Source organism: Lacipirellulaceae bacterium, from assembly GCA_040218535.1.
Classification (GTDB): domain Bacteria; phylum Planctomycetota; class Planctomycetia; order Pirellulales; family Lacipirellulaceae; genus Adhaeretor.
Window position 1 is genome coordinate 253,715 of the sequence record JAVJRG010000010.1, and the last position, 19,778, is coordinate 273,492.

Annotated in this window: 14 protein-coding genes; 8 read left to right on the plus strand and 6 right to left on the minus strand. The window is 55.6% G+C overall.

Annotated features, from left to right (window positions below):
* Positions 1-14: 14 nt before the first annotated feature.
* Positions 15-524, minus strand: a complete 510-nt coding sequence (locus RIB44_13130; GenBank protein ID MEQ8617510.1) for a hypothetical protein — start codon at positions 522-524, stop codon at positions 15-17.
* A 222-nt stretch (positions 525-746) separates the two neighbouring features.
* Here RIB44_13130 and lysA point away from each other — a divergent pair, with 222 nt between their 5' ends.
* Positions 747-2,030 (plus strand): diaminopimelate decarboxylase, encoded by a 1,284-nt coding sequence (lysA, locus tag RIB44_13135; protein MEQ8617511.1) that lies wholly within the window; start codon positions 747-749, stop codon positions 2,028-2,030.
* Positions 2,027-3,502 (plus strand): histidine--tRNA ligase, encoded by a 1,476-nt coding sequence (hisS, locus tag RIB44_13140; GenBank protein ID MEQ8617512.1) that lies wholly within the window; start codon positions 2,027-2,029, stop codon positions 3,500-3,502. Before lysA ends, hisS begins: the two co-directional genes overlap by 4 nt.
* 109 nt (positions 3,503-3,611) lie before the next feature.
* Here the strand turns inward: hisS and RIB44_13145 are convergent, their stop codons facing one another.
* Positions 3,612-4,574 (minus strand): alpha-L-glutamate ligase-like protein, encoded by a 963-nt coding sequence (locus RIB44_13145; protein ID MEQ8617513.1) that lies wholly within the window; start codon positions 4,572-4,574, stop codon positions 3,612-3,614.
* Entirely contained in the window at positions 4,571-6,211 is a 1,641-nt protein-coding gene (locus tag RIB44_13150) for a 7TM domain-containing protein (protein MEQ8617514.1), read from the minus strand. Before RIB44_13150 ends, RIB44_13145 begins: the two co-directional genes overlap by 4 nt.
* A 254-nt stretch (positions 6,212-6,465) precedes the next feature.
* Here RIB44_13150 and RIB44_13155 point away from each other — a divergent pair, with 254 nt between their 5' ends.
* Positions 6,466-7,062: a RimK/LysX family protein gene (locus RIB44_13155; protein ID MEQ8617515.1), complete on the plus strand. Its 597-nt coding sequence runs from the start codon at positions 6,466-6,468 to the stop codon at positions 7,060-7,062.
* A 127-nt stretch (positions 7,063-7,189) separates the two neighbouring features.
* Entirely contained in the window at positions 7,190-7,831 is a 642-nt protein-coding gene (gene eda, locus RIB44_13160) for a bifunctional 4-hydroxy-2-oxoglutarate aldolase/2-dehydro-3-deoxy-phosphogluconate aldolase (GenBank protein MEQ8617516.1), read from the plus strand.
* A gap of 117 nt (positions 7,832-7,948) precedes the next feature.
* Here the strand turns inward: eda and RIB44_13165 are convergent, their stop codons facing one another.
* Together RIB44_13165 and pyrF are read right to left on the minus strand one after the other, a co-directional pair.
* On the minus strand, positions 7,949-8,626 hold the full coding sequence (locus tag RIB44_13165; GenBank protein ID MEQ8617517.1) for a DUF3124 domain-containing protein: 678 nt from the start codon (positions 8,624-8,626) through the stop codon (positions 7,949-7,951).
* Positions 8,627-8,705: 79 nt separating this feature from the next.
* Positions 8,706-9,611 (minus strand): orotidine-5'-phosphate decarboxylase, encoded by a 906-nt coding sequence (pyrF, locus tag RIB44_13170; protein ID MEQ8617518.1) that lies wholly within the window; start codon positions 9,609-9,611, stop codon positions 8,706-8,708.
* Positions 9,612-9,891: 280 nt separating this feature from the next.
* Between pyrF and RIB44_13175 the strand changes: the two genes are divergently transcribed.
* From RIB44_13175 to RIB44_13190, 4 genes are all read left to right on the plus strand, one after another.
* Positions 9,892-11,211 (plus strand): DUF1501 domain-containing protein, encoded by a 1,320-nt coding sequence (locus RIB44_13175; protein ID MEQ8617519.1) that lies wholly within the window; start codon positions 9,892-9,894, stop codon positions 11,209-11,211.
* 97 nt (positions 11,212-11,308) lie between these two features.
* Positions 11,309-13,690 carry a PPC domain-containing protein gene (locus tag RIB44_13180; protein ID MEQ8617520.1) on the plus strand — a complete coding sequence of 794 codons (2,382 nt, stop codon included), beginning with the start codon at positions 11,309-11,311 and terminating at the stop codon, positions 13,688-13,690.
* Complete coding sequence (locus RIB44_13185) at positions 13,687-16,158, plus strand: DUF1549 domain-containing protein (GenBank protein MEQ8617521.1); 2,472 nt, start codon at positions 13,687-13,689, stop codon at positions 16,156-16,158. The genes RIB44_13180 and RIB44_13185 overlap by 4 nt, the downstream gene beginning before the upstream one ends.
* Before the next feature lie 144 nt (positions 16,159-16,302).
* Entirely contained in the window at positions 16,303-18,693 is a 2,391-nt protein-coding gene (locus RIB44_13190) for a c-type cytochrome domain-containing protein (protein ID MEQ8617522.1), read from the plus strand.
* A gap of 23 nt (positions 18,694-18,716) precedes the next feature.
* Here RIB44_13190 and RIB44_13195 read toward each other — a convergent pair whose 3' ends face one another.
* A complete protein-coding gene (locus RIB44_13195; GenBank protein MEQ8617523.1) occupies positions 18,717-19,640 on the minus strand; it encodes a DNA integrity scanning protein DisA nucleotide-binding domain protein in 924 nt (307 codons plus the stop codon).
* Positions 19,641-19,778 lie beyond the last annotated feature (138 nt).

Here is a 19,778-nt window from a genome sequence, read left to right on the forward strand (position 1 = left end):
TGACGCTTCACGGCTCAGGAGTTGGGAATCGGTTGGACAAGCTCAAGCGATTCTTGGTAATGCTCCACTGCTTGCTGTGGATTGAGGTTAAAGACCACTCGACCATCGGTGGCCCAGCTTCCCTGGCGATGCACAAAAACGGCGGTGGCGGAGCGGAGATTGCTGACCGCTTCAACGTGCTCCATCCCGCCTCCTTCGATCGCTGTGAAGCTGACAGTGGCGTCAATCATCGCATAGAGCTCGCCAGTCACACGGTCTGTCGCAAAAGCCGCTTCTTTGTGGAGTTCGACTTGCTTCCATGCCAGCCCCCTTGGCTTGCCAGTCGTCGAGGCCGCTTGCAGAAAGTCAGCGCCAAGTTGCGATTGCCCGCCTTCGAGTTCCTGCGTGAGGTCAAGCATGGCCAACTGCCGCTTTGCGGCTAACTGGGCCTTCCGCCATCGCCGCCAGAAAACCCCTGCCACGATTGCTAGGGCGGTGCCGACCGTTGTTGCTATGAGGAATTTCGCCAAAATGACCTTTCTCAAGCTTGGTTACTGTCACGCGGACTGACTATTGTGGCAGGACTCGCGAGGTCGTGAAGTCTGAATTCGGCGAAATGATCCAGTTTGCGGTGAACTTACTTCGTTCTGCGTCGGTCACCTTGGCAGTGGAAGCCGATGGGCCATAATAAAGGTTTGTAGAGAATCACGTGAGGAATCTCTGCAGGCCCACCTTTTGATTTTCATTATTTTCCTGGAAGATCGAACATGCCGGAACCCGTTCCCGTTTTTACCGCTCAACAGATCCAAGACCTCGCAGCGGAGTTTCCTACTCCTTTCCACGTATATCATGCGGACCGCATTCGCGAGCGTGTACATAACCTGCTGGACGCCTTCAGTTGGAACGAAGGATTTAAACAGTTCTTCGCAGTGAAAGCGACACCGAACCCGCACATCGTGAAGCTTCTTCACGAAGCGGGATGCGGAGCCGATTGTTCCAGCCCGGCCGAACTCGTTATTTGCAATCGCTTGGGAATCACCGGCGAAGAAGTGATGTTCACCTCGAACAACACCACGCCTGCGGAGTTCCAGCAAGCGGTTGATCTTGGTGCAGTCATCAATTTGGACGATGCATCGCTGATCGATCAACTCCATGCAGCCGCGGGTATGCCGGAGTTGATTTCCTTCCGTTACAACCCGGGGGCGGAGCGGGCCGGCAACGTCATCATTGGGGACCCGAAAGAGGCGAAGTTTGGACTCACTCGCGAGCAACTTCCTCACTGCTACGAGCGTTGTCGCGAACTTGGTGCGTCACGATTCGCGCTACACACGATGGTGGTTTCTAATGAGCTTGAACATGAACAGTTCATGGCAACCGCCCGCATGCTATTTGAATTAGCTGTCGAGATACAAGAGAAGGTGGGTATTGCCATTGAGATGATCAATCTCGGCGGCGGCATTGGTGTGCCCTATCGCCCCGAGCAAGAGCCGCTCGACTTGGCTCGACTTGGCGCCGGAGTGCAAGAACTCTACGAGCAGATCCTCGCACCTGCAGGACTGACCCCACTGAAGATCTGCATGGAAAACGGTCGTGCCATCACCGGCCCGTTTGGCGTACTAGTCACGCGGGCGATCAACTCCAAACACACACACAAGCGCTACGTCGGCGTCGATGCGTGCATGTCTAACTTGATGCGACCCGGCATGTACGGAGCCTATCATCACATCTCCGTAGTCGGCAAAGAAGAGGCTCCCTCGGCTGGGCATGTGGATGTTGTCGGTTCGCTCTGTGAGAACAACGATAAGTTCGCCATCGACCGCGAGTTACCCGAGGTTGATCCAGGCGATCTGCTAATTGTCCACGATGCGGGAGCCCACGGCCACTCAATGGGCTTCCAGTACAACGGTAGGCTCCGTTCGGCGGAAATCTTGCTGGAGAGCGATGGCACCGCCCGAGAGATTCGCCGCGCAGAAACGCTCGACGATTACTTCTCGACCGTGGAGTTTCCCGAGCCGTCGACACGATCATCAGAAAACCTGGTGAATTCATGAGCAAGCAGGACAAGGCTAAGGCACAGCGTCCCAAAGCTCGAAGGCCAAAAGGCTTCCGCGATGCTTTTGCTCAGCAGGTCATCGCACGTCGCGAAATGCTGGCCAAGATCAGTGCGGTCTACGAACGCTTCGGCTTTCAGCCCTTGGAAACCAGCAGCGTCGAATACGTTGATGCTCTCGGCAAGTTTCTGCCGGAAAAAGACGCCCCCGACACAGGAATCTTCGCGTTCAAAGACGATCTTGACGATCAGTGGCTGGGGTTGCGTTACGATCTGACCGCACAACTGGCACGCGTTGTTGCTGAACACCGCTTGGAGCTCCCCACCCCATTCCGCCGTTATCAGTTCGGCCCCGTGTGGCGACGCGAGATCAAACCGGGGAAAGACCGCTTCCGGCAGTTTTACCAGTGCGACTTCGACACGGTCGGTGCGGGAAGCATCACGGCCGACGCCGAGGTTTGTGAGGTGCTGGCCGCCGCCATGCGAGCACTGGGCATTAACGACTTTCTGATCAGAGTGAACAATCGCAAAGTGCTCAACGGATTGTTGGAAGTACTCGGCATCGATGATCCGAGCACCTGCGGCGATGTCCTTCGTTCGTTAGATAAGCTCGACGATCTGGGGCTTGAAGGCTTGGCGGCTCAGCTTGGCGAAGGACGTAAGGACAAGTCAGGCTCGTTTGTTGACGGAGTCGGCTTGGAAACCTCCGCGATTGACCAACTTCTAGCCTATTTGAATTGCCGCGAACAGGACCGATCTGCCACCTGCGACGCCCTGATGAAAATGACCGAAGCGAGCGAAGTCGGTCGCGAAGGAGTCGAGGAGCTCCGACAGATTGACCAACTGTTACAAGCAATGGACCTGGGACCTGAGCATGTGATGTTCGATCCCAGCTTGGTGCGGGGCCTCGACTACTACACGGGGCCGGTCTTCGAGATCGAGCTGCCGTTCGAGGTGAAAGTCAAAGGGAAGACCAAAAAATTCGGTTCGGTGGCCGGGGGAGGGCGGTACGACTATTTGGTTGAGCGATTCACCGGTCAAAAAGTTCCCGCGGTAGGTGCGAGCATCGGCGTTGATCGTTTACTGGCAGCGCTCGAGCATCTCGAAGAAGATGCTCAAGAAGTACCACTTGGGCCTGTTGTGATTACGATCATGGAGAAAGATCGGCTAGCTGAGTACCAGCGTATGGCAAACGAATTACGCGAAGCGGGGATCCCTGCTGAGTTGTACCACGGCGGCAGTGGCTTCAAAGCCCAGATTAAATATGCCGACCGACGGAGGTCACCGGTGGTGGTGATTGCCGGGGGTAGTGAATTCGACAACGGTGAAGTCACGCTGAAGAATATGGGGCTCGGCAAAAAGCTGGCTGAAGAAATCGACGATAATAAACAGTGGCGTAAAGAGCAGCCGGCTCAATCGACAGTCGCGCGAAGCGAGCTAGTCAAAAGCGTGCGAGAGATCCTTGGCGAATGAATAGAAGCAGTTTCAACCACCCTTCAGCCGCCGGGCGTTAGCCCCCGGTTGCCTGGAGAACCGGACGCTAACGCGTTGCGGCTAATATTTTGAAACCGCTTCTAGCAACTCAGTGCATCTTCGCCAGTTCTTCGATAATTTCCCAGCGTCCTTCAAGCCGCCGATCGACATCCTGCTTCGAGACATGCTCAAGCCGCTTGATAATGCCTTGGCCGTGAGCAACCTGAATGGCCAATCCTGGGCGGGCGTTGGCTTCAAGGACTACTGGGCCGTCGTTGGCGTCGATCACAAAATCGATTCCCACATAACCCATTTCCAGGACGTCCCCCAGTTTCATCGCCGCTGTGAGCAGGTTCTTCCAGCCGGGAATCAGCAGGCCAGCAATTGGCTCGCCGGTGTCGGGGTGCCAAGAGATTTTGCGGTTCTTGCAAACACCCCCGAATGTCACGCCGGAAGTGAGATCGACCGCAGCAGCGATGGCTCCCTGGTGCAAGTTAGCCCGACCGCCCGATTCGTTGGTCGGAAGTCGGACCATCGCCATGACAGGCACGCCCTGATAAAGAATCACTCGGATATCCGGCGTGCCGCCAACGGTAACTTTTACCAACGCGTGATGACTGATGATGCGTTGCTCAACGATTACCTCGTCTGGCTTGCCCCCCAGGGAATAAAGCCCTGAGATCACCGTTGAGAGGTGGTAACGCAATTCACTCCAAGTCAGCAGCTTGCCGCTCGGTGACTTGAAATCCTCTCCTGAACGAGCTGCAACGACAACGATACCCCGGCCCGCGGCCCCGCTGGCCGGTTTTATGACGAAATCAGATAGCCCCTCAATGTACTCTGGGAACTTGTAGACTTCGCCGTGCGAGCGAAGCACCGCATAAGTCGAGGGAATCGGAATGTCGTTCGCCTCGCAAATCTGCTTCGTGAGCAGCTTGTTATCAACACGCGGATAGTACAGGCGCGGGTTGTTCTCCGCGATGAACTCCAAGTTGCGTCGATTGATCCCAAGGATGCCTGCTCCACGCAGTTCGCTTGGCCACGCCCAGGAGCGTGAGGATTCGCTACTCACGACTTCTCCTCCTGCGTGCCTTCGCCGGCGTTTCCTTGATCGCTAAGTTCCTTGGCAACAGGGTCTGCTGCCACGGCAACCGCAGCTGCCGGCTTCTCGGCTTCCTGGCGAGCCAAATCACGGAATCGCCAAAGTTCGGTCATGCGATAGCCGGTATAGCGACCGATCCAAATGAAGGCGGCGATCGTCAGTAGGTGAATTTCAGGGTAGATCAGAATAAGCCGGCCGACTTCGTTCCAACTCAGCAACAAGTAGCAAAAAACGGAGACGACGATCGTACCGATGACTAACTGCAGAGCGAAGCGAGGACCGTCTTCCTCAGCGGAAACGTAAAAACGTTCGATCATGATGGTGAGTACGACTAGCGGCAAAAGAATCGCTTTGCCGGTCGGAGTAAGGCCCAATTGATTGAGCATGGAAACGCCAAACAACACACACATGATAATCAGTGTGAGGATGATACTCAGCCGCGGCACCATCAGCAGATGAAGCCTCTCGACTAACGCTCGCCCTGCTAGGCCGACAGCAATGATTACGCCAAACACCACCAAACCGGTCACCAGTTCGGCATAGATAAAGCTCATCGCGAGCAGTGCCGGAGCGAAAGTACCGTAGGTTTGGATACCAATGACATTGCGGAACAACGCGGTAATCAAAGCCCCCAACGGAAGCAGCAGTAACAATGAGAGCGTGTTGTGCATGCTCACAGGTAAACGCGTGAGATCGAGTGCTTGCGCAAAATGCGGCACGCCCGAGGAGAGCACTTCTTTCGAAGGTGCCATCCGTCGCATCGAAAACGTGGAGTTGATGTTGGTCACCATTGAGGTATCTGATTGCTCAACAATCGATTCGCCACCACGTCTTGCGGGAACAAAATTCACTGGCATGTGACGGGCGTAACCGTATTCGGGGTCAAAAGGCACCCAACGGTTATCGCGGAAGACCTCGACCCATACATGTGGCTTAATCTCGTCCTGTTGTCGCAGTTCAAAGCCCGTTGTCAAACGAGACGGCAACTCCGAAGCACGGCATAGGGCAACCATCGTACGCGAGCGGCCTAACGAAGAAGCCCGACTCCCATCGACGATGTTTTGAACTGAGTCACTTTCTGAGGCTTCGTTGGACCGTCCGATGTCATACGAGCAGTAGTCGAACAATTCCTGCAATCGCTCTTCGTCCGTGTCGGCTCCATTGGTGATTCGTTCGGCAAGTTGCTTCAGTTTTGTACGAAGCTGACTATCCTCCAGCCGCAGATACTCACTGCGGGCATCGGGACTCAGGTTGACTAGGTCATCGAGATTATTGCCTGAACCTTCCGGGCTCAAACGGATGAGAAACTCAGCGGTGACCCGCACTGGGCCCGGCTTGCGAGTTTCCATAATGAACTTTCGCGTCCCACTGGTGAACATGCGAATGTCGTCTTTGCGACCAGGATGCTGAAACTCTGGAGAAGAAGAGATCGTGGCGTAATTTGTCGGAGAAGGGAGTGAAATCTGAACGGTCGCATCTTTGCCAGCTTCGTAGTTGATGTCGTAACTGAGCTCCCAGAGACTGTCCTGAAGAGCTGTCGTCGTCGCTTCACGAGAGTTGTGACGAATTGCCATAAAGGCAATTCCCATGAGCACAAGTGCTGCCACGGTCAATTTGCTGAGGTTTCGAGCGCCCACGGTGGCCTGCCGCTAATCGAGTGAAAGGGGATGTTTCAAGCTGCCGCCCTGGCACTTCACCGAAGGAGAGTGCCATGGGAGGAACTTACCCCCCGGGCTGCGATGCAGTAATATAGGTCTCAAAAGGCGGGAAACCCTTGAGCGGGCCTATGCGTCTCATTGTTTGGCCCATTCGATTCTCCCGAATACGTTCGGGTTACACAACCTGTAGGGATTAGTGAAAGATGGCAGAATACATGCGAACCCCAGCAAGACGTGGTCTGGCTGCCTTGCTGTGTGCACTTGCTGCGGTAGTTACCGTCTCGCAACTTGGCATCAGCACAGCCAAAGAGACGAAGAAAACAGAGAGCAAAGCAGAGTCGAAAAAGAACGCCAAAGAAAAGCACGTTATCGGTGCCACGGCTCAGCTGCGGGAACCCGAGACCGGCTACGACTTCAAATGCCGCGTCGACACTGGTGCGAAAACTACGTCGTTGCATGTCGAGGAGTGGAAGATCATCGATGAAGTGAAAGACGAGGACATCAAGAAAGAGATGGCAGCCAATATCGGCAAGATGCTTCGCTTCCGCGTCAAGAATAAGCAGGGCGAGGAAAAGTGGATCGAACGCAAGATCGCCAACTACGCTATTTACAAAACGTCCGAGAAGATGGAACGCCGCTACAAAGTGAAGATGAAACTCAAGTGGAAAGACTTCGAAAAGGAAGTACTGGTCAACTTGAACGACCGGTCGCACCTGGAGTTTCCTTTGCTGCTGGGACGGAATTACCTGCGTGGCGATTTCGTTGTTGATGTCGATATGGACGTGAGCCAGCGGGACTAGTACAGAATCAAACCTTACACACCCTACCTTTATGAACAGGAGAGAACGGAGGTAAAAGAATTTGTTGAACACCTCTCTCTGTTACCTCCGTTCTCCTGTTCAAAAACCTTGACGAGTTTTTCGTTCAATGAGCAACGCAGTATTCACCCAAGTCAAAGAAGCCGGTGTTCTTGCCGTCTTGATGATCGACCGCGTCGAGGATGCGGTGCCGCTCGCCGAAACGCTCCTCGCCGGAGGTATCCGCGCGATGGAGCTCACGCTCCGTACCGATGCGGCGTTGCCGGCGCTGGAAGCGATTCGCAAGGCAACGCCAGACATGATCGTCGGCGTCGGGACAGTGCTCACTGAGGAGCAAGTAAAGGAAGCAAGCGATCGCGGTGCGGCCTTCCTCGTTTCCCCCGGCATGAATCCCAAGACACTCGCAGCTGCAGCGAAAGTCGGCGTTCCCTTCGCTCCCGGCATCGCCACGCCGACGGATATCGAAGCAGCCCTGGAGTTCGATTGCAAGACGCTCAAGTTCTTCCCCGCGGAGTTGCTCGGCGGTTTGCCTTACCTGCGTTCGATTGCTGCTCCTTATGCACACCTAGGTCTTGAATACGTCCCCTTAGGCGGCGTGAAGCAATCGAACCTCGCCGAGTATCTCGCTGAGCCGTTGATCTCTGCCGTGGGTGGTTCTTGGCTCGCGCCGAAGGATCTCGTAAAGGCTGGAGAGTGGAAGCAGATTGAAGGAATTGCCGCGACCGCGGCGGAGACGGTGCGTGGGGGGTGACATTCCTATGTTCCAGAAAAAGTGAACCATTGCGTGGCTGCGTCCAGCTTAAGCTGCTGAGTTAGGTGGTTCGTATATTCAACTCGGGTGTCGGTGTATCTCAGAATACCCTAGTCCCTATTCGGTCGACTCCGATTGATCATTCTTTGCCGAGCGACCATTGTTCGCTCCACCTTCTCCATTTTCAGCGACAAACTCGCTGACGGGCTTGCCGACGCGTGCAAAGGAAACCCCTTGTTTTCCTTTTGCGTCGATCATAACCGCTTCGATAATTGGCTCAGTGACGTTTTCTTTGGCAAACCACTCGACGAGGAAGTTTGCCCCACTTCCACCTGATGCGTCGTTGCGCTCGACCAGAAATTCTGCTGTCGCAAGTGCGGGTAATCGAAGTGGTTTCTTTAGGTAAGATTTCACTTCTTGACCCTGGGTATTAAAGTAACGGACCGACTTAACGACGATCTCTTCAACAAGGCTCGTATTTCGAATGCTCAGAGTTATCGTCAGCAGGTATGGAGCTCCATCATCGTGATAGATGTGAGAATAGGCCGGAACATAAACGATCTGACCTTGCACGGGATGAGTGATTGGGTAATCGATCCGCTCATCGAAGACAGGCTCGCTAGTTTCTTCCGGCGGCTGATATCGGAGAGATTCTTCAAAAGAATCTAGTCGTCGATCCATGTAGACCGCGTAGAAGCCTAGCGGGAGAAATACAAATACAAGAAGACCAACGAGGGCAAGACGAAGCTGCCGAAAGAACTTATCAATCTCGTCGGTAGAAATAGACTTTGCCATAATTACTGGTTGCTCGTTGCGAGGCTAGTAGAGCAGGCGACCCATGCGGTACCCATTTCGTTCTATCAAGTATACCCAATCACAGCTTCCCAACCCTCGTCCCATCCCGCAATTGCCCGATCATATCGATCGTCGCTTGCTCAACCGCCCGTTGCCATTGGGCGTCTTCAAACCGGTCTCGGTACTCTTGCCGATTGTGAGCGAAGATAATCCCGCGGGAGCTATTCACTACGGCTCCTAGTCCACGATCGTCGAAACCGCCTGCTACGTCGGCGGCCGCTCCGCCTTGGCTGCCGAAACCAGGCACCAAGAACCACGTGTGGGGCATTGCTTGGCGGAGCTCGGCTAGTTGCTCAGGGTAAGTCGCCCCGGCTACGGCACCGACGATGCCGTAGCCGCACTCGCCGACGGTTTCCGCCGAGAGGCGATCGACCAACTCGGCTACGTGACGGTAGACGCACAGCTCGTCGGCGACCAAATCTTGTAACAAACCGCCGCCAGGATTGGAGGTTTTCACCAGCACGAACAACCCGGCCGAGCGTTGCGTCGCCACGTTCACAAACGGCGTGAGGCTATCCTCACCAAGAAACGGACTGACTGTCAGCGAATCAGCCCCCCAAGGGCTCTCGTCGCGGCCTAGTAGTCCGCGTGCATAAGCTTCGGCTGTCGAGCCAATGTCGTTTCGCTTGCCGTCAAGAATCACCAGTAATCCACAAAGCTGGGCGTAGCGAATCACATCCGCCAGCACGTTCATCCCTATTGGGCCGAGTTCTTCAAAGAAGGCCACCTGGGGTTTCACGGCGGGCACCAACGGGGCGACGACGTCGATCACACCTTGGCAAAACTTCAAGTAAGCAGCCGCCCGTTCCTCCGTCTCACCCAACTTCGCATTAGTGAATTCGGCTGGCAGTTGTTCCCAGCGCGGATCGAGCCCCACAACGACTGGATTCTTGCAACGCTGCACCGCGGCAGCCAGTTCATCCATAAAGTGAGTCACTGATAACTTCCTACTCTTCCTGAGACGACAAGTGAATAGCACAAGAACTAAGTATAAAGAGCGGTTGCCGCTTGAATACGGGTGAGACGGACCACGCGAAACCAGGCATTTTTGACTCACAACTCGGCTTTAGGTAGACTACTTCTTTGCACAACTGCCCCACCCAGATGACTGCCCCCGCCTTACTCCCTCCTTAGAAGCTCTCGCCGCGTCGTTCGAGGAGCAATGCTCTCTCGAAAAGTTCCTACACAAGAAGGAGACCGCTCGCATGAGTTCGTTACGCTTTACCCCAACTCTAAACCGTCGCGGTTTTCTTTCCGCCGGTGCCTTGGGCCTGGGTAGCTTAAGTCTGTCTCTCGGCGATTATTTTGCCTTACGAGAAACGTCCGCCGCGGAGAATGTCTATCAGACACCACCGCAAGTTGCGAAGAGCGTCATTCATATCTTCCTCCCTGGTGGGTTGTCGGGGCAAGAATCGTTCGACCCGAAGCCTTACGCTCCGATTGAGTACCGTGGTGAACTGAAATCGATTCCCACGAAGATCGCCGGGGAACGCTTTAGCGAACTTCTTCCCAAGACGGCTCAGATTGCAGATAAGTTGACGGTTGTACGCTCGCTGACCCACGGGGAAGCCGCCCACGAGCGTGGCCAACACAACATGATGACCTACTACCGCCCTAGTCCGGCGCTGCAGTTTCCCAGCATGGGCAGCGTTGTGAGTCACGAGCAGGGCCCGCGCAACAACCTTCCTGGTTATATTTGTGTCCCCAGCGCCCCGAACCCGTATGCAAATTCTGGATACCTGAGTTCCGCTTACGCCCCCTTCTCGTTGGGCGATGCGCCTGAGCGTACCGGCTTCAAAGTGCGCGACTTGAACCACCCGGGCGGCGTCGATCACGCCCGGGCGATGCGTCGTCGGGAAGCTCTGGAGATCGTGAACAAGCAGTTCGCCAGTCAGTCCACCGCAGACGATGTTCGCGCGATGAGTAGTTTTTATGAGCGAGCGTTTGACCTCATTGATTCTCCCGAAGCACGCGAAGCGTTCAATCTCGAAGCGGAAGATGGCAAAGTGCGCGACCGTTATGGCCGCAACCAGGCGGGGCAACGAATGCTGATGGCGCGGCGACTCGTTGAAGCCGGAGCCCGCTTTGTGACGCTTTCCTACGGTGGCTGGGATCATCATCAGCAGGTCACCGCGAACATGCGTCGCGTTACTCCCGCTTTCGATCAGGCTTACGCAACACTCATCAGCGATCTCGAAGAACGGGGCCTGCTGGACGAAACGCTCGTGCTCGTTTCCAGTGAGTTCGGCCGCACCCCTAAGATCAACCAAGATAGTGGGCGTGATCACTGGTCGAAGGTGTTCAGCGTAGTGTTAGCCGGCGGCGGCATTCGCCGCGGAGAGATCGTCGGCTCCTCAGGTCCCACGGCCAGCGACCCCGAAGAGACGCCGATTTCTCCCGAGGACCTAGCAACCACCATCTACCATCAACTCGGCATCCCCGCGGAAAAGGAACTCATGGCCCCAGGCGGACGGCCCGTCGAGATCGTCAACGGCGGAAAGGTGCGACGTGAGCTTCTTGCGTAGGTCTTCTTACGGAAATCGTAATCCGAAGCGTAAGCGAGGGAGCAGCGTCTCTCGGTGCCGCCCCTCGCTTACGCTTCGAGTTACGATAGCGTTGTGCGTGCTTTTCTGCATCAGCCAAAGCTCTTCTTACGCGGGAGACCCCCGCCTCCAGCGCCTGCTCCCCCAAGGAGGACGCGTCGGCGAGGAAATCGAAGTTCAGGTCTACTGCGCACGAGGGGGCAATGAGTCAATTGACCTGTTGTTCTCCCGACCTGGGATCGAGCTGCTGGAGCTAAAACAACTCAAGGGCAATCACTATCGGGCAATGCTAAAAATCGCTAGCGACTGCCCGCCCGGGCTACATCCTGTGAGATTTGTTTCAGCTCTCGGCCTGAGCGATCTCCGAACGTTCCATGTCGGCACGCTCCCAAGCGTACAAGAGATCGAACCGAACAATGCTTCAGAACAAGCTCAGAAGATTGAAAAGAATGTTACCGTCTTCGGAACGGTTAAGCGAGAAGACATCGATCAGTTCCGCATTCAACTCGAAAAGGATGAACAACTTTCAATTGAAGTCGAAGGGCTTCGACTGGGGCGGACCTTTTTCGATCCCCATCTCACGGTCATCAATGACAAGGGCGAAGAGATTGCCCAGTGCGACGATGCTCCGCTGACGAGGCAGGACCCCTATGTATCGTTTCAAGCCCCTGCCTCTGGTGAATACACAATCTCGGTTCGCGAAGCTGCCTACCGTGGCGACGATCTTTGTACTTACCGCATGCACGTTGGTGATTTCCCTCGTCCGGCAAACGTCTTCCCGCCAGGGGGCAAGCCGGGTGAGCAGCTAGAGGTCGTTTGGCTGGGCGACCAATTCGCCAACGATTCGCGAATCGGCAAGCAAAAAATTCAGCTACCCGCCACTGGGACGATGCCACCCAATAACGGCACCGCCTCGATATTCCCAGCACTTGAGCTCGGGGAAGGTGACGCGAAGGAGTCGAAGATCGCTCCTTCGGGCGTTCCTGTAAGGATCGTTGATCTTGAGAGAACGATCGAGTTAGAACCTAACGACAGTCGCAAACAAGCAAACACTTGCACTGCTCCTGGTGCGGTGGCTGGCATCATTGAGAAAGAAAACGATCACGATCTGTTCTCTTTTCACGCCAAAAAGGGACAAGTTTTCGAGGTCACTTCTTTTGCACGCACGCTCCGATCTCCGCTCGACCCGGTGGTGAGGATTCTCACTGCGGAAGGCAAACGCATTGCCGGGAACGACGACTACCAAGGCAAGCCTGACAGTTACATGCGATTCACGGCACCTGCCGATGGCAATTATCTCCTCGAGGTCCGCGATCATCTGTTCCGTGGCGGCAATAATTTTATCTACTGGGTTGAGATCATCCCGCCTCAGCCCGCGGTGGAAGTAAAAGTCGAAGAGTTCCGTCGTTACTTCGCAACAACAGTCGACGTGCCCCAAGGGGGCGTGACTGCGGCGATGATGGGCGTCACTGAGAAAAACCGCAACGCCTCGCTCAAGTTCCTGCTAGATAATCTCCCCCCTGGGGTCGAGGCGGAAATCCCTGAACTACCGAAGAGCTTCCGCCGGCTGCCGATCCTCTTTCGGGCGAAGCCGGATGCGAAGCTTTCAGCCAGTCTAGCCACGTTCAAACTCTCAGATGATCCTGCCCCGAAGAACAGCATACAGCCTCTGTTCTGGCAACAGACCTGGAGCGTACGCGGCCTGAACAATCGCCCCGTTTGGAGCGTCTTTGAAGATCGGCTGCCAGTAAGCGTGACCAAGCCAGTTCCCTTCAAGCTAAGCCTCATCGCGCCCAAAAGCCCCATCGTGCACAACGGTGCCAAGGACATAAAAGTCGTCGCCGTGCGTGACGAGGGCTTCGAGGAAGCGATCAAGGTACGGCTGCTCTACAACCCGCATGGTGTTTACTCGAATCGTTCGCGTTCGATTCCCAAGGGAAAGAATGAAGCAATTATTCCAATTACCTCCAACGGCGGCGGCATGATTCAGCAGTGGCCAATTGCTGTCCTCGCTGAAACCAACATTGGCGGTCGCGTTGTCAGCGCGTCGGAGTTCGTCCCCCTGCGAGTAGCCAAGGCTTACCTGAGCTTGGCCTTTCCAACCGTTGCAGTACAGCAAGGTGAGGCAGTTGATTACGTCATGGGTGTCGAAGTCTCCACCCCATTCGAAGGGGAAGCAACTGCAACCCTACAAGGACTGCCACATGGGGTCACGACGAACCCCATCAAGTTCACAAAGGATGCAAAGCAACTCAAGTTTCCATTGCAAACGACACCGCAGGCACGCTTGGGGCGGCATCGACAGATCTCTTGCCGCGTCGTGATTACTGAGAATGGCGAGCCGGTTACCCACAATCTGAGTCGCGGCGAGCTGCGGATCGACCCCGTTCCCAAACCGGCGAAGCAGAGAGAACAAACCCAGGCGCAAGTATCAGAGCAAAGTAAGGAGGGGGCATCATGATTGAGCGTTTTCTGATGGTGCTGCTTCTTCTAGCTGGCATGACCAAAGCCCAGGCCGAGGATGCGGTAACTAAGGCCGAGCCGCCTGCTTTCACCGACTTGTCAATTTATCCAGCAGAGATTCATCTCGACCACGCCAAGGCCAGCCAAAGGGCGATCGCCATTGCAAAGCGGTCCGACGGCATCACCGTAGACGTGACCAATCAGGTCGAGTGGGTCGTTAACGCTGGATCGCAAGACGCAGCCAAGAAGCTGGTCTCTTGGGATGATGGAAAGGTTCATCCGCTTCGTAACGGACGGACGGCACTTTCAGCAAAGCTTGGCAAACTTGTGGCAAGCGTCCCAGTCAGCGTGAGCAACGCGGGCGTGTCGAACCCTGTCAGTTTCCGACACGACGTGATGCCCGTGTTCATGCGAGCCGGCTGCAATGCTGGGGGCTGCCACGGTTCATCCCGCGGGAAAGATGGGTTCCAGCTCTCGCTCTTCGGATACGACCCGGCGGGCGACTACTTCCGGCTAACGCGAGAACTCGCCACGCGGCGGATCAGCCGCGCAATTCCCGAGGATAGTTTGCTGCTAGAGAAGTCGATCGCCGCAGTTCCACACACTGGTGGAAAACGGTTTGACCGAGACAGTCAATACTATCGCACACTGCACGAATGGATTGAAAGCGGCGCGAGCAGCGATCTGGATGAAGCACCGGAAGTGACAAACCTGGAGCTTTTCCCTCGAGAAGCGACCCTGAATTTGGGAGAGACGCAGCAGTTTGTTGCCGTCGCGACCTACTCTGATGGCACAGTCCGAGACGTCACCGACCTCGCCCTGTTTCACTCGAACGACCCGTCAATCGCGTCGCCAGATGCGGAGGGGCTGTGCACGGCAGGGGCACGCGGCGAGGCGTTCTTCATGGCACGGTTTGATACCCACACGGTGGGCAGCCCTGTGTTAACCCTTCCCGAAGACGCAAAGTATAGAGCGGTTGATGAAAAACCGGCGAATTACATTGACGAGCTTGTCAACGCTAAACTGACTACGCTCCGCATCCCCGCAAGTCCACCGACCAACGATCGCGAGTTTCTCCGCCGCGTGACGATTGACCTCGCCGGACGGCTTCCAACGGTGGATGAGGTGGAAGCGTTCCTCGCTGACGAATCTCCGGACAAGCGCAGCGTCACGATTGATCGACTGATTGACACGCCCGAATTTCGTGACGTGTGGACACTCTATTGGGCCAATTTGCTGATGGTTCGCTCAGAGAACAATCGCGTTGACTACAAGGCAATGCAGCTTTACTACGAGTGGATTGCCGATCAGCTCCAAGCGAATCGGCCGCTTGATGAGTTCGTCCATGAAATCCTGACCGCTAGTGGTCCAACCTTTACGCACCCGGCTGCCAATTTCTATCAGATTGAGCTAATGGCTCAGAAGACCGGCGAGAATGTCGCTCAGGCGTTTCTCGGGATACGCGTCCAATGTGCCCAGTGCCACAATCATCCTTTCGATCGTTGGACGATGGATGACTATTACGGATTCGCCGCTTTCTTTTCACAAGTGGGACGCAAGCCGGGCGAAGACTACCGTGAGATGATTGTCTTTAACCGTGGCTTTGGTGAGACGAAGCATCCGGTCGATGGCAAACCCCGGATTCCCAAGACTCTTGGCGGCGAGTCGTTTGACAAAGAGAAAGCAGCGCGACGAGACCGTCGGCAATTGGTCGCCGATTGGATCATTTCGCCGGAGAATCCTTACTTCGCACCGAGCATGGCCAATCGCGTCTGGGCCCACTTCTTCGGCGTGGGAATTGTTGAGCCGGTCGACGATATCCGCATCAGCAATCCTCCGAGCAACCAAGCCCTTTTTGACGCTTTAGGTGAAAAGCTCGTTGAGTACGATTACGATTTCCGCAAACTCGTCCGCGATATTTGCAACTCAAACGCCTACCAGCGATCTTCCCAGGCGAGCGAACAGAACCGACACGACCGCCGCAACTTCGCCTACGCACGTACCCGCCGCATTCCAGCCGAAATCTTGCTCGACTGTGTCAGTCAAGCGACCGACTCGCTAGAAAAACTGCCAGGGCTGCCGCTTGGGGCACGAGCCACCCAAGTGGCGGACGGACGGGCGAATCACTACTTCCTAAAAACCTTCGGTCGTGCCAGCCGCGATACCGTGTGTGCCTGTGAAGCCCGGGCCGAGCCAACGCTCTCGCAAGCTTTACACCTCATCAACGGCAGCACGGTCAGTGGGAAGCTGACAAAAGGCAAGCTGATCTCACGCCTGCTCAAGGAAGGAAAGTCACCCGAGCAAATCACCAGTCACCTCTACCAGCGATGTTTCTCACGTGAGCCAACCGAGGCCGAACTCTCAGAGCTAATGAAGCTGTACGGCGACAACGACAAACCACAACAAGAACTACAAGATGCTTTCTGGGCGATCCTGAACTCTCGCGAGTTCTTGTTTAACCACTAGGATAAGAAGTCCCACGCAGAGACGCGGAGAGCGCCGAGATTAGGGTTGAAACAAACACCAGCGGCATAAGACTCTGATTACTCGAGAATCAAAAAATTTGGCATGAATTCAGTTGGAATAACTCTGCGACCTACGCGTCTCTGCGTGAGACTAATCTGCTTTGCCGCGGTGGTTGCGTTCGCATGGCCTAAATACTCTTATGCGGCGAAGAATATCACCTACCAAGATCATGTCCGCCCGATCTTTGCCGAACACTGCTTTGCCTGTCATAGCCGTGATGAGAAGAGCAGCGATCTGGCGCTCGATCAACTCTCTGACGCTCTAGCGGGTGGGGTGGGCGGAGAAGTTCTCGTGGCAGGCGACTCTGGGAGTTCGCGTCTCTGGCGGCTGATCAACCACGAAGAATCGCCTGCCATGCCCCCCGGCGGAGACAAGCTCCCTGCCAAACAACTGAAGCTGGTCAAGCAGTGGATCGACGGCGGTCTACTCGACAACAAGAATTCGAAAGTCCGCAAAAAGGCTTCTCTTGTTCAGCAAACGGCTACGACTTCTGACAATCGCCCGATCGGCGAACCGGCCATGCCGGAGGGTCTCCTGCTTCAACCATTAGTCACTCCCCAAAAGCCAGCAGCCGTCGACACTCTTGCTGCAAGCCCCTGGGCTCCACTGGTAGCGATCGGCGGCCCGCGACAAGTTTCCCTGTATCATACCGACACCCACCAACTGCTGGGGATCCTCCCGTTACCTGAAGGAACGCCCCGGGTCGTGCAATTCAGCCGCGATGGAAGTCTGCTCGTCGTAGGTGGAGGCCGTGCTGCCGCGTCTGGGAAGGTTGCTGTGTTCGAAGTGAAAACTGGAAAACGGTTGGCTACTCTGGGGGACGAGATTGACGAGGTTCTCGCCGCGGATATCTCACCCGATCACCAGCTTTTAGCACTCGGCGGACCCAAGCGTGTCGTGCGCGTTTACCGGCTCGCCGATTCGCAGCTCGCCTACGAGATTCGCAAGCACACCGACTGGATCACCGCCCTGCGGTTTAGTCCTAGTGGAAAGTTTCTCGCAACGGGCGACCGCAACGGCGGTCTGGTCGTCTGGCAAGCAAAACACGGCAACGAAATCGCTGCATTGAACGGACATAAAGAAGACATCACTGCGATCGCCTGGCGCGGAGACTCTCAATTGGTTGCTTCTGCAAGTGAGGACGACTCCCTCAGACTGTGGCAACCCGGCGGCAAACAAGTGAAGAGCTGGAACCCACACGGTAGTGGCCCTCAGAACGGTGTCACCAGTGTTGACTTTGCCCGTGATGGTCGTCTGGTCACGACGGGACGCGATACACGGGTCAAGGTGTGGCAAGTCGATGGCAAGTTGATTAAGGAGCTGCCGAAACTGACGGAAATGGGCCTCACCGCCCGATTTGGACACGAGGGTCGTCGAATCCTCACGGGAGATTTTGCCGGCAAGGTAAGACTAGTTGAAATCGAGAGTGCAAAGCTGATTACCGAACTGGCTCCCAACCCTCAGCCTCTCGAGAGTCGAATTCTGCTAGCGAAAAAGCAACAGAGCGAGTTGAAGTCTCGTATCGACAAGCTCGAACAAGCCCATGAAAGACAAAAGTTGCTGCTGGCGGAAGCGCGAAAACAACACACCTCGCACGCCTCCAGGATTGCAGAAGTCAGCAAGCAAGCGAGTATGCTCACCAAGCAGCGAGTGCAACAGGCTCAGCAGGTCGCTCAGGTAACACAGCGTTGGCAAGCAGCTACCGAGACGCTGGCGAAAAACACAACGCTTCGTCTCGACTTCGAAAAGCAACTCACTGCAGCCAATCAAGCGGAAGGCATCAGTGAGGAGGAAGTGGGGGAACAGCAGAAGGCGGTCGAAGCCAAGCTGGCCACGACTGCCGAAGCTGAACGTGAGGCGCAAGCTGCCTTGCAAGCCTTGGCGGTCGAGAAGGACGAGATCGTTAAACAGGAACGGGCGACAGCACAGCAAAGCGAAGCTTTGCTGGCCGAGCTCGATCAACTGAATGAGCAAACAAAGACGCTCCCTCAGCTTGATCCATTAGAATCCTCTGCTGCCCAATCGGCAGCAGCACTGAAAGGCTCGCAAGAAGAGCTTGATTCTAGCGATCAAGAGCTCAAGAGGCTGATCTCCGCTCAACAACAGTTCCAACAAGCGTCTCAACGCTTGGCAAAGGCTCAAGAGCAAGCCACCAACGAAGCGACTGAACTCACACAGAGGACAGCGGCTGCAAAGCAGGCGAGAGAAAAGACCCAGGCGGAGTTAACCCAGCTAGAGGCTGAGATTACCAAGCTCGCAAAGCAGATCGAGGAAATTCAGGCGGCTCAAAAACAGCTGACCACTCGCCAGGCACTAACAAAGAAAACGCTACAAAAGCACAGCGATCAGGCTGCGAAAGTTGTTGAAGACCTGCAAGCGGCTCAACGAAGGGCAGAGCTTGCCGAGAGCCAACAAGCACTCTTGAAAGCGGCGGAAGAAGTACGCAAGAAGTACGCAGAAAAACCTGCGGGCTGACGACTCGCAGCTCAATAAAGTTTCTAGTCGCCTACGGGCGGCTCGAATTCAAAGTCTTTCCACTTCATCGCGCGGCGGAATGGTTCGATGCGGAGCATCACTTCACCGTTCTGGAAAACGCGAACCGTGCCGTTCGATTCGCTCACGGTAATCGCCACGGCTGTCGTGGCGCGGCTGATTGCGGCCGCCGCCCAGTGTCGAGCTCCCAGCCCTTTGCTCAACGTGACATCCGCGGCTGGAGCGGAAATATGCTGAGCGGAAGCTGAAACGTTCCCCTTGGCAGAAATAATGAAGGCTCCGTCAAGCTGGGCGATTTCTTTCAACGCCTCACGAACCTTGGAATCCTCTAGTCGGCGTTCGGCCAGAACGTAGCCCTTCACCGGGTCGAAGCCTAACGGATGACAATGTTCCAGCACTTTCTTGTGATCGCCCACGACGAAAAGCGTCCCCACTGGCTTTCCTTCGCGGCCTTCGCGGCCGATTTCCACGGCCAAATCCACCGCCAGCTTCAATGTATCTAGCGGCACGCGGGTTTCCAACTTGCGTAGATCGTGAACTGTCAGACGCCCTAGATGTTCGTCGAGGCGAATGACGCTTAGGGAATCGATCACGCCGGCCTCGAAGCCGCTGTACACGGCCACGACTGAAGAACCCGGAGAAAGCAGATCGTCAGCGACACTCTCTAGGAGCGCCTGAGCAAGCTGATCGTAGACGGGACTGTCAGGCGTGTTCAGCGGGACCGTGCTAAACCCGGCAGCCTTGGCCGCTTTCAGACACTTCTGGTCGTCGGAAGCGACCAAAACATGGAGTTTGCCGGTCGCTTCGTCGAGTTGCTTCCAGTCGAGCGGCTTTTCCAAGAGGAAAAGGAGGGCATCGGCTTCCTCGCTCGCTGCCAGTCGTGACGCGACGCTACAAAAGGCACTGGTTTGATCGGAAAACTTCGCCAAGGACGCCCGTCCCACTGCACACAGAAGCACCCTCAAACACGTCCGACAGTACGCCAGTCGGCACGATGAGGATTACCAAGAAACGCGGCCTAAACCGCCTTCAAGCAATGTAATACACTGCAGGCGCTTGTTCAATGC

Bases quoted from the DNA above. Each gene is read 5' to 3' on its own strand.
- lysA (MEQ8617511.1), top strand. From the start codon at position 747: ATGCCGGAACCCGTTCCCGTTTTTACCGCTCAACAGATCCAAGACCTC.
- hisS (MEQ8617512.1), top strand. From the start codon at position 2,027: ATGAGCAAGCAGGACAAGGCTAAGGCACAGCGTCCCAAAGCTCGAAGG.
- RIB44_13155 (MEQ8617515.1), top strand. From the start codon at position 6,466: ATGGCAGAATACATGCGAACCCCAGCAAGACGTGGTCTGGCTGCCTTG.
- eda (MEQ8617516.1), top strand. From the start codon at position 7,190: ATGAGCAACGCAGTATTCACCCAAGTCAAAGAAGCCGGTGTTCTTGCC.
- RIB44_13165 (MEQ8617517.1), bottom strand. From the start codon at position 8,626: ATGGCAAAGTCTATTTCTACCGACGAGATTGATAAGTTCTTTCGGCAG.
- pyrF (MEQ8617518.1), bottom strand. From the start codon at position 9,611: ATGGATGAACTGGCTGCCGCGGTGCAGCGTTGCAAGAATCCAGTCGTT.
- RIB44_13175 (MEQ8617519.1), top strand. From the start codon at position 9,892: ATGAGTTCGTTACGCTTTACCCCAACTCTAAACCGTCGCGGTTTTCTT.
- RIB44_13185 (MEQ8617521.1), top strand. From the start codon at position 13,687: ATGATTGAGCGTTTTCTGATGGTGCTGCTTCTTCTAGCTGGCATGACC.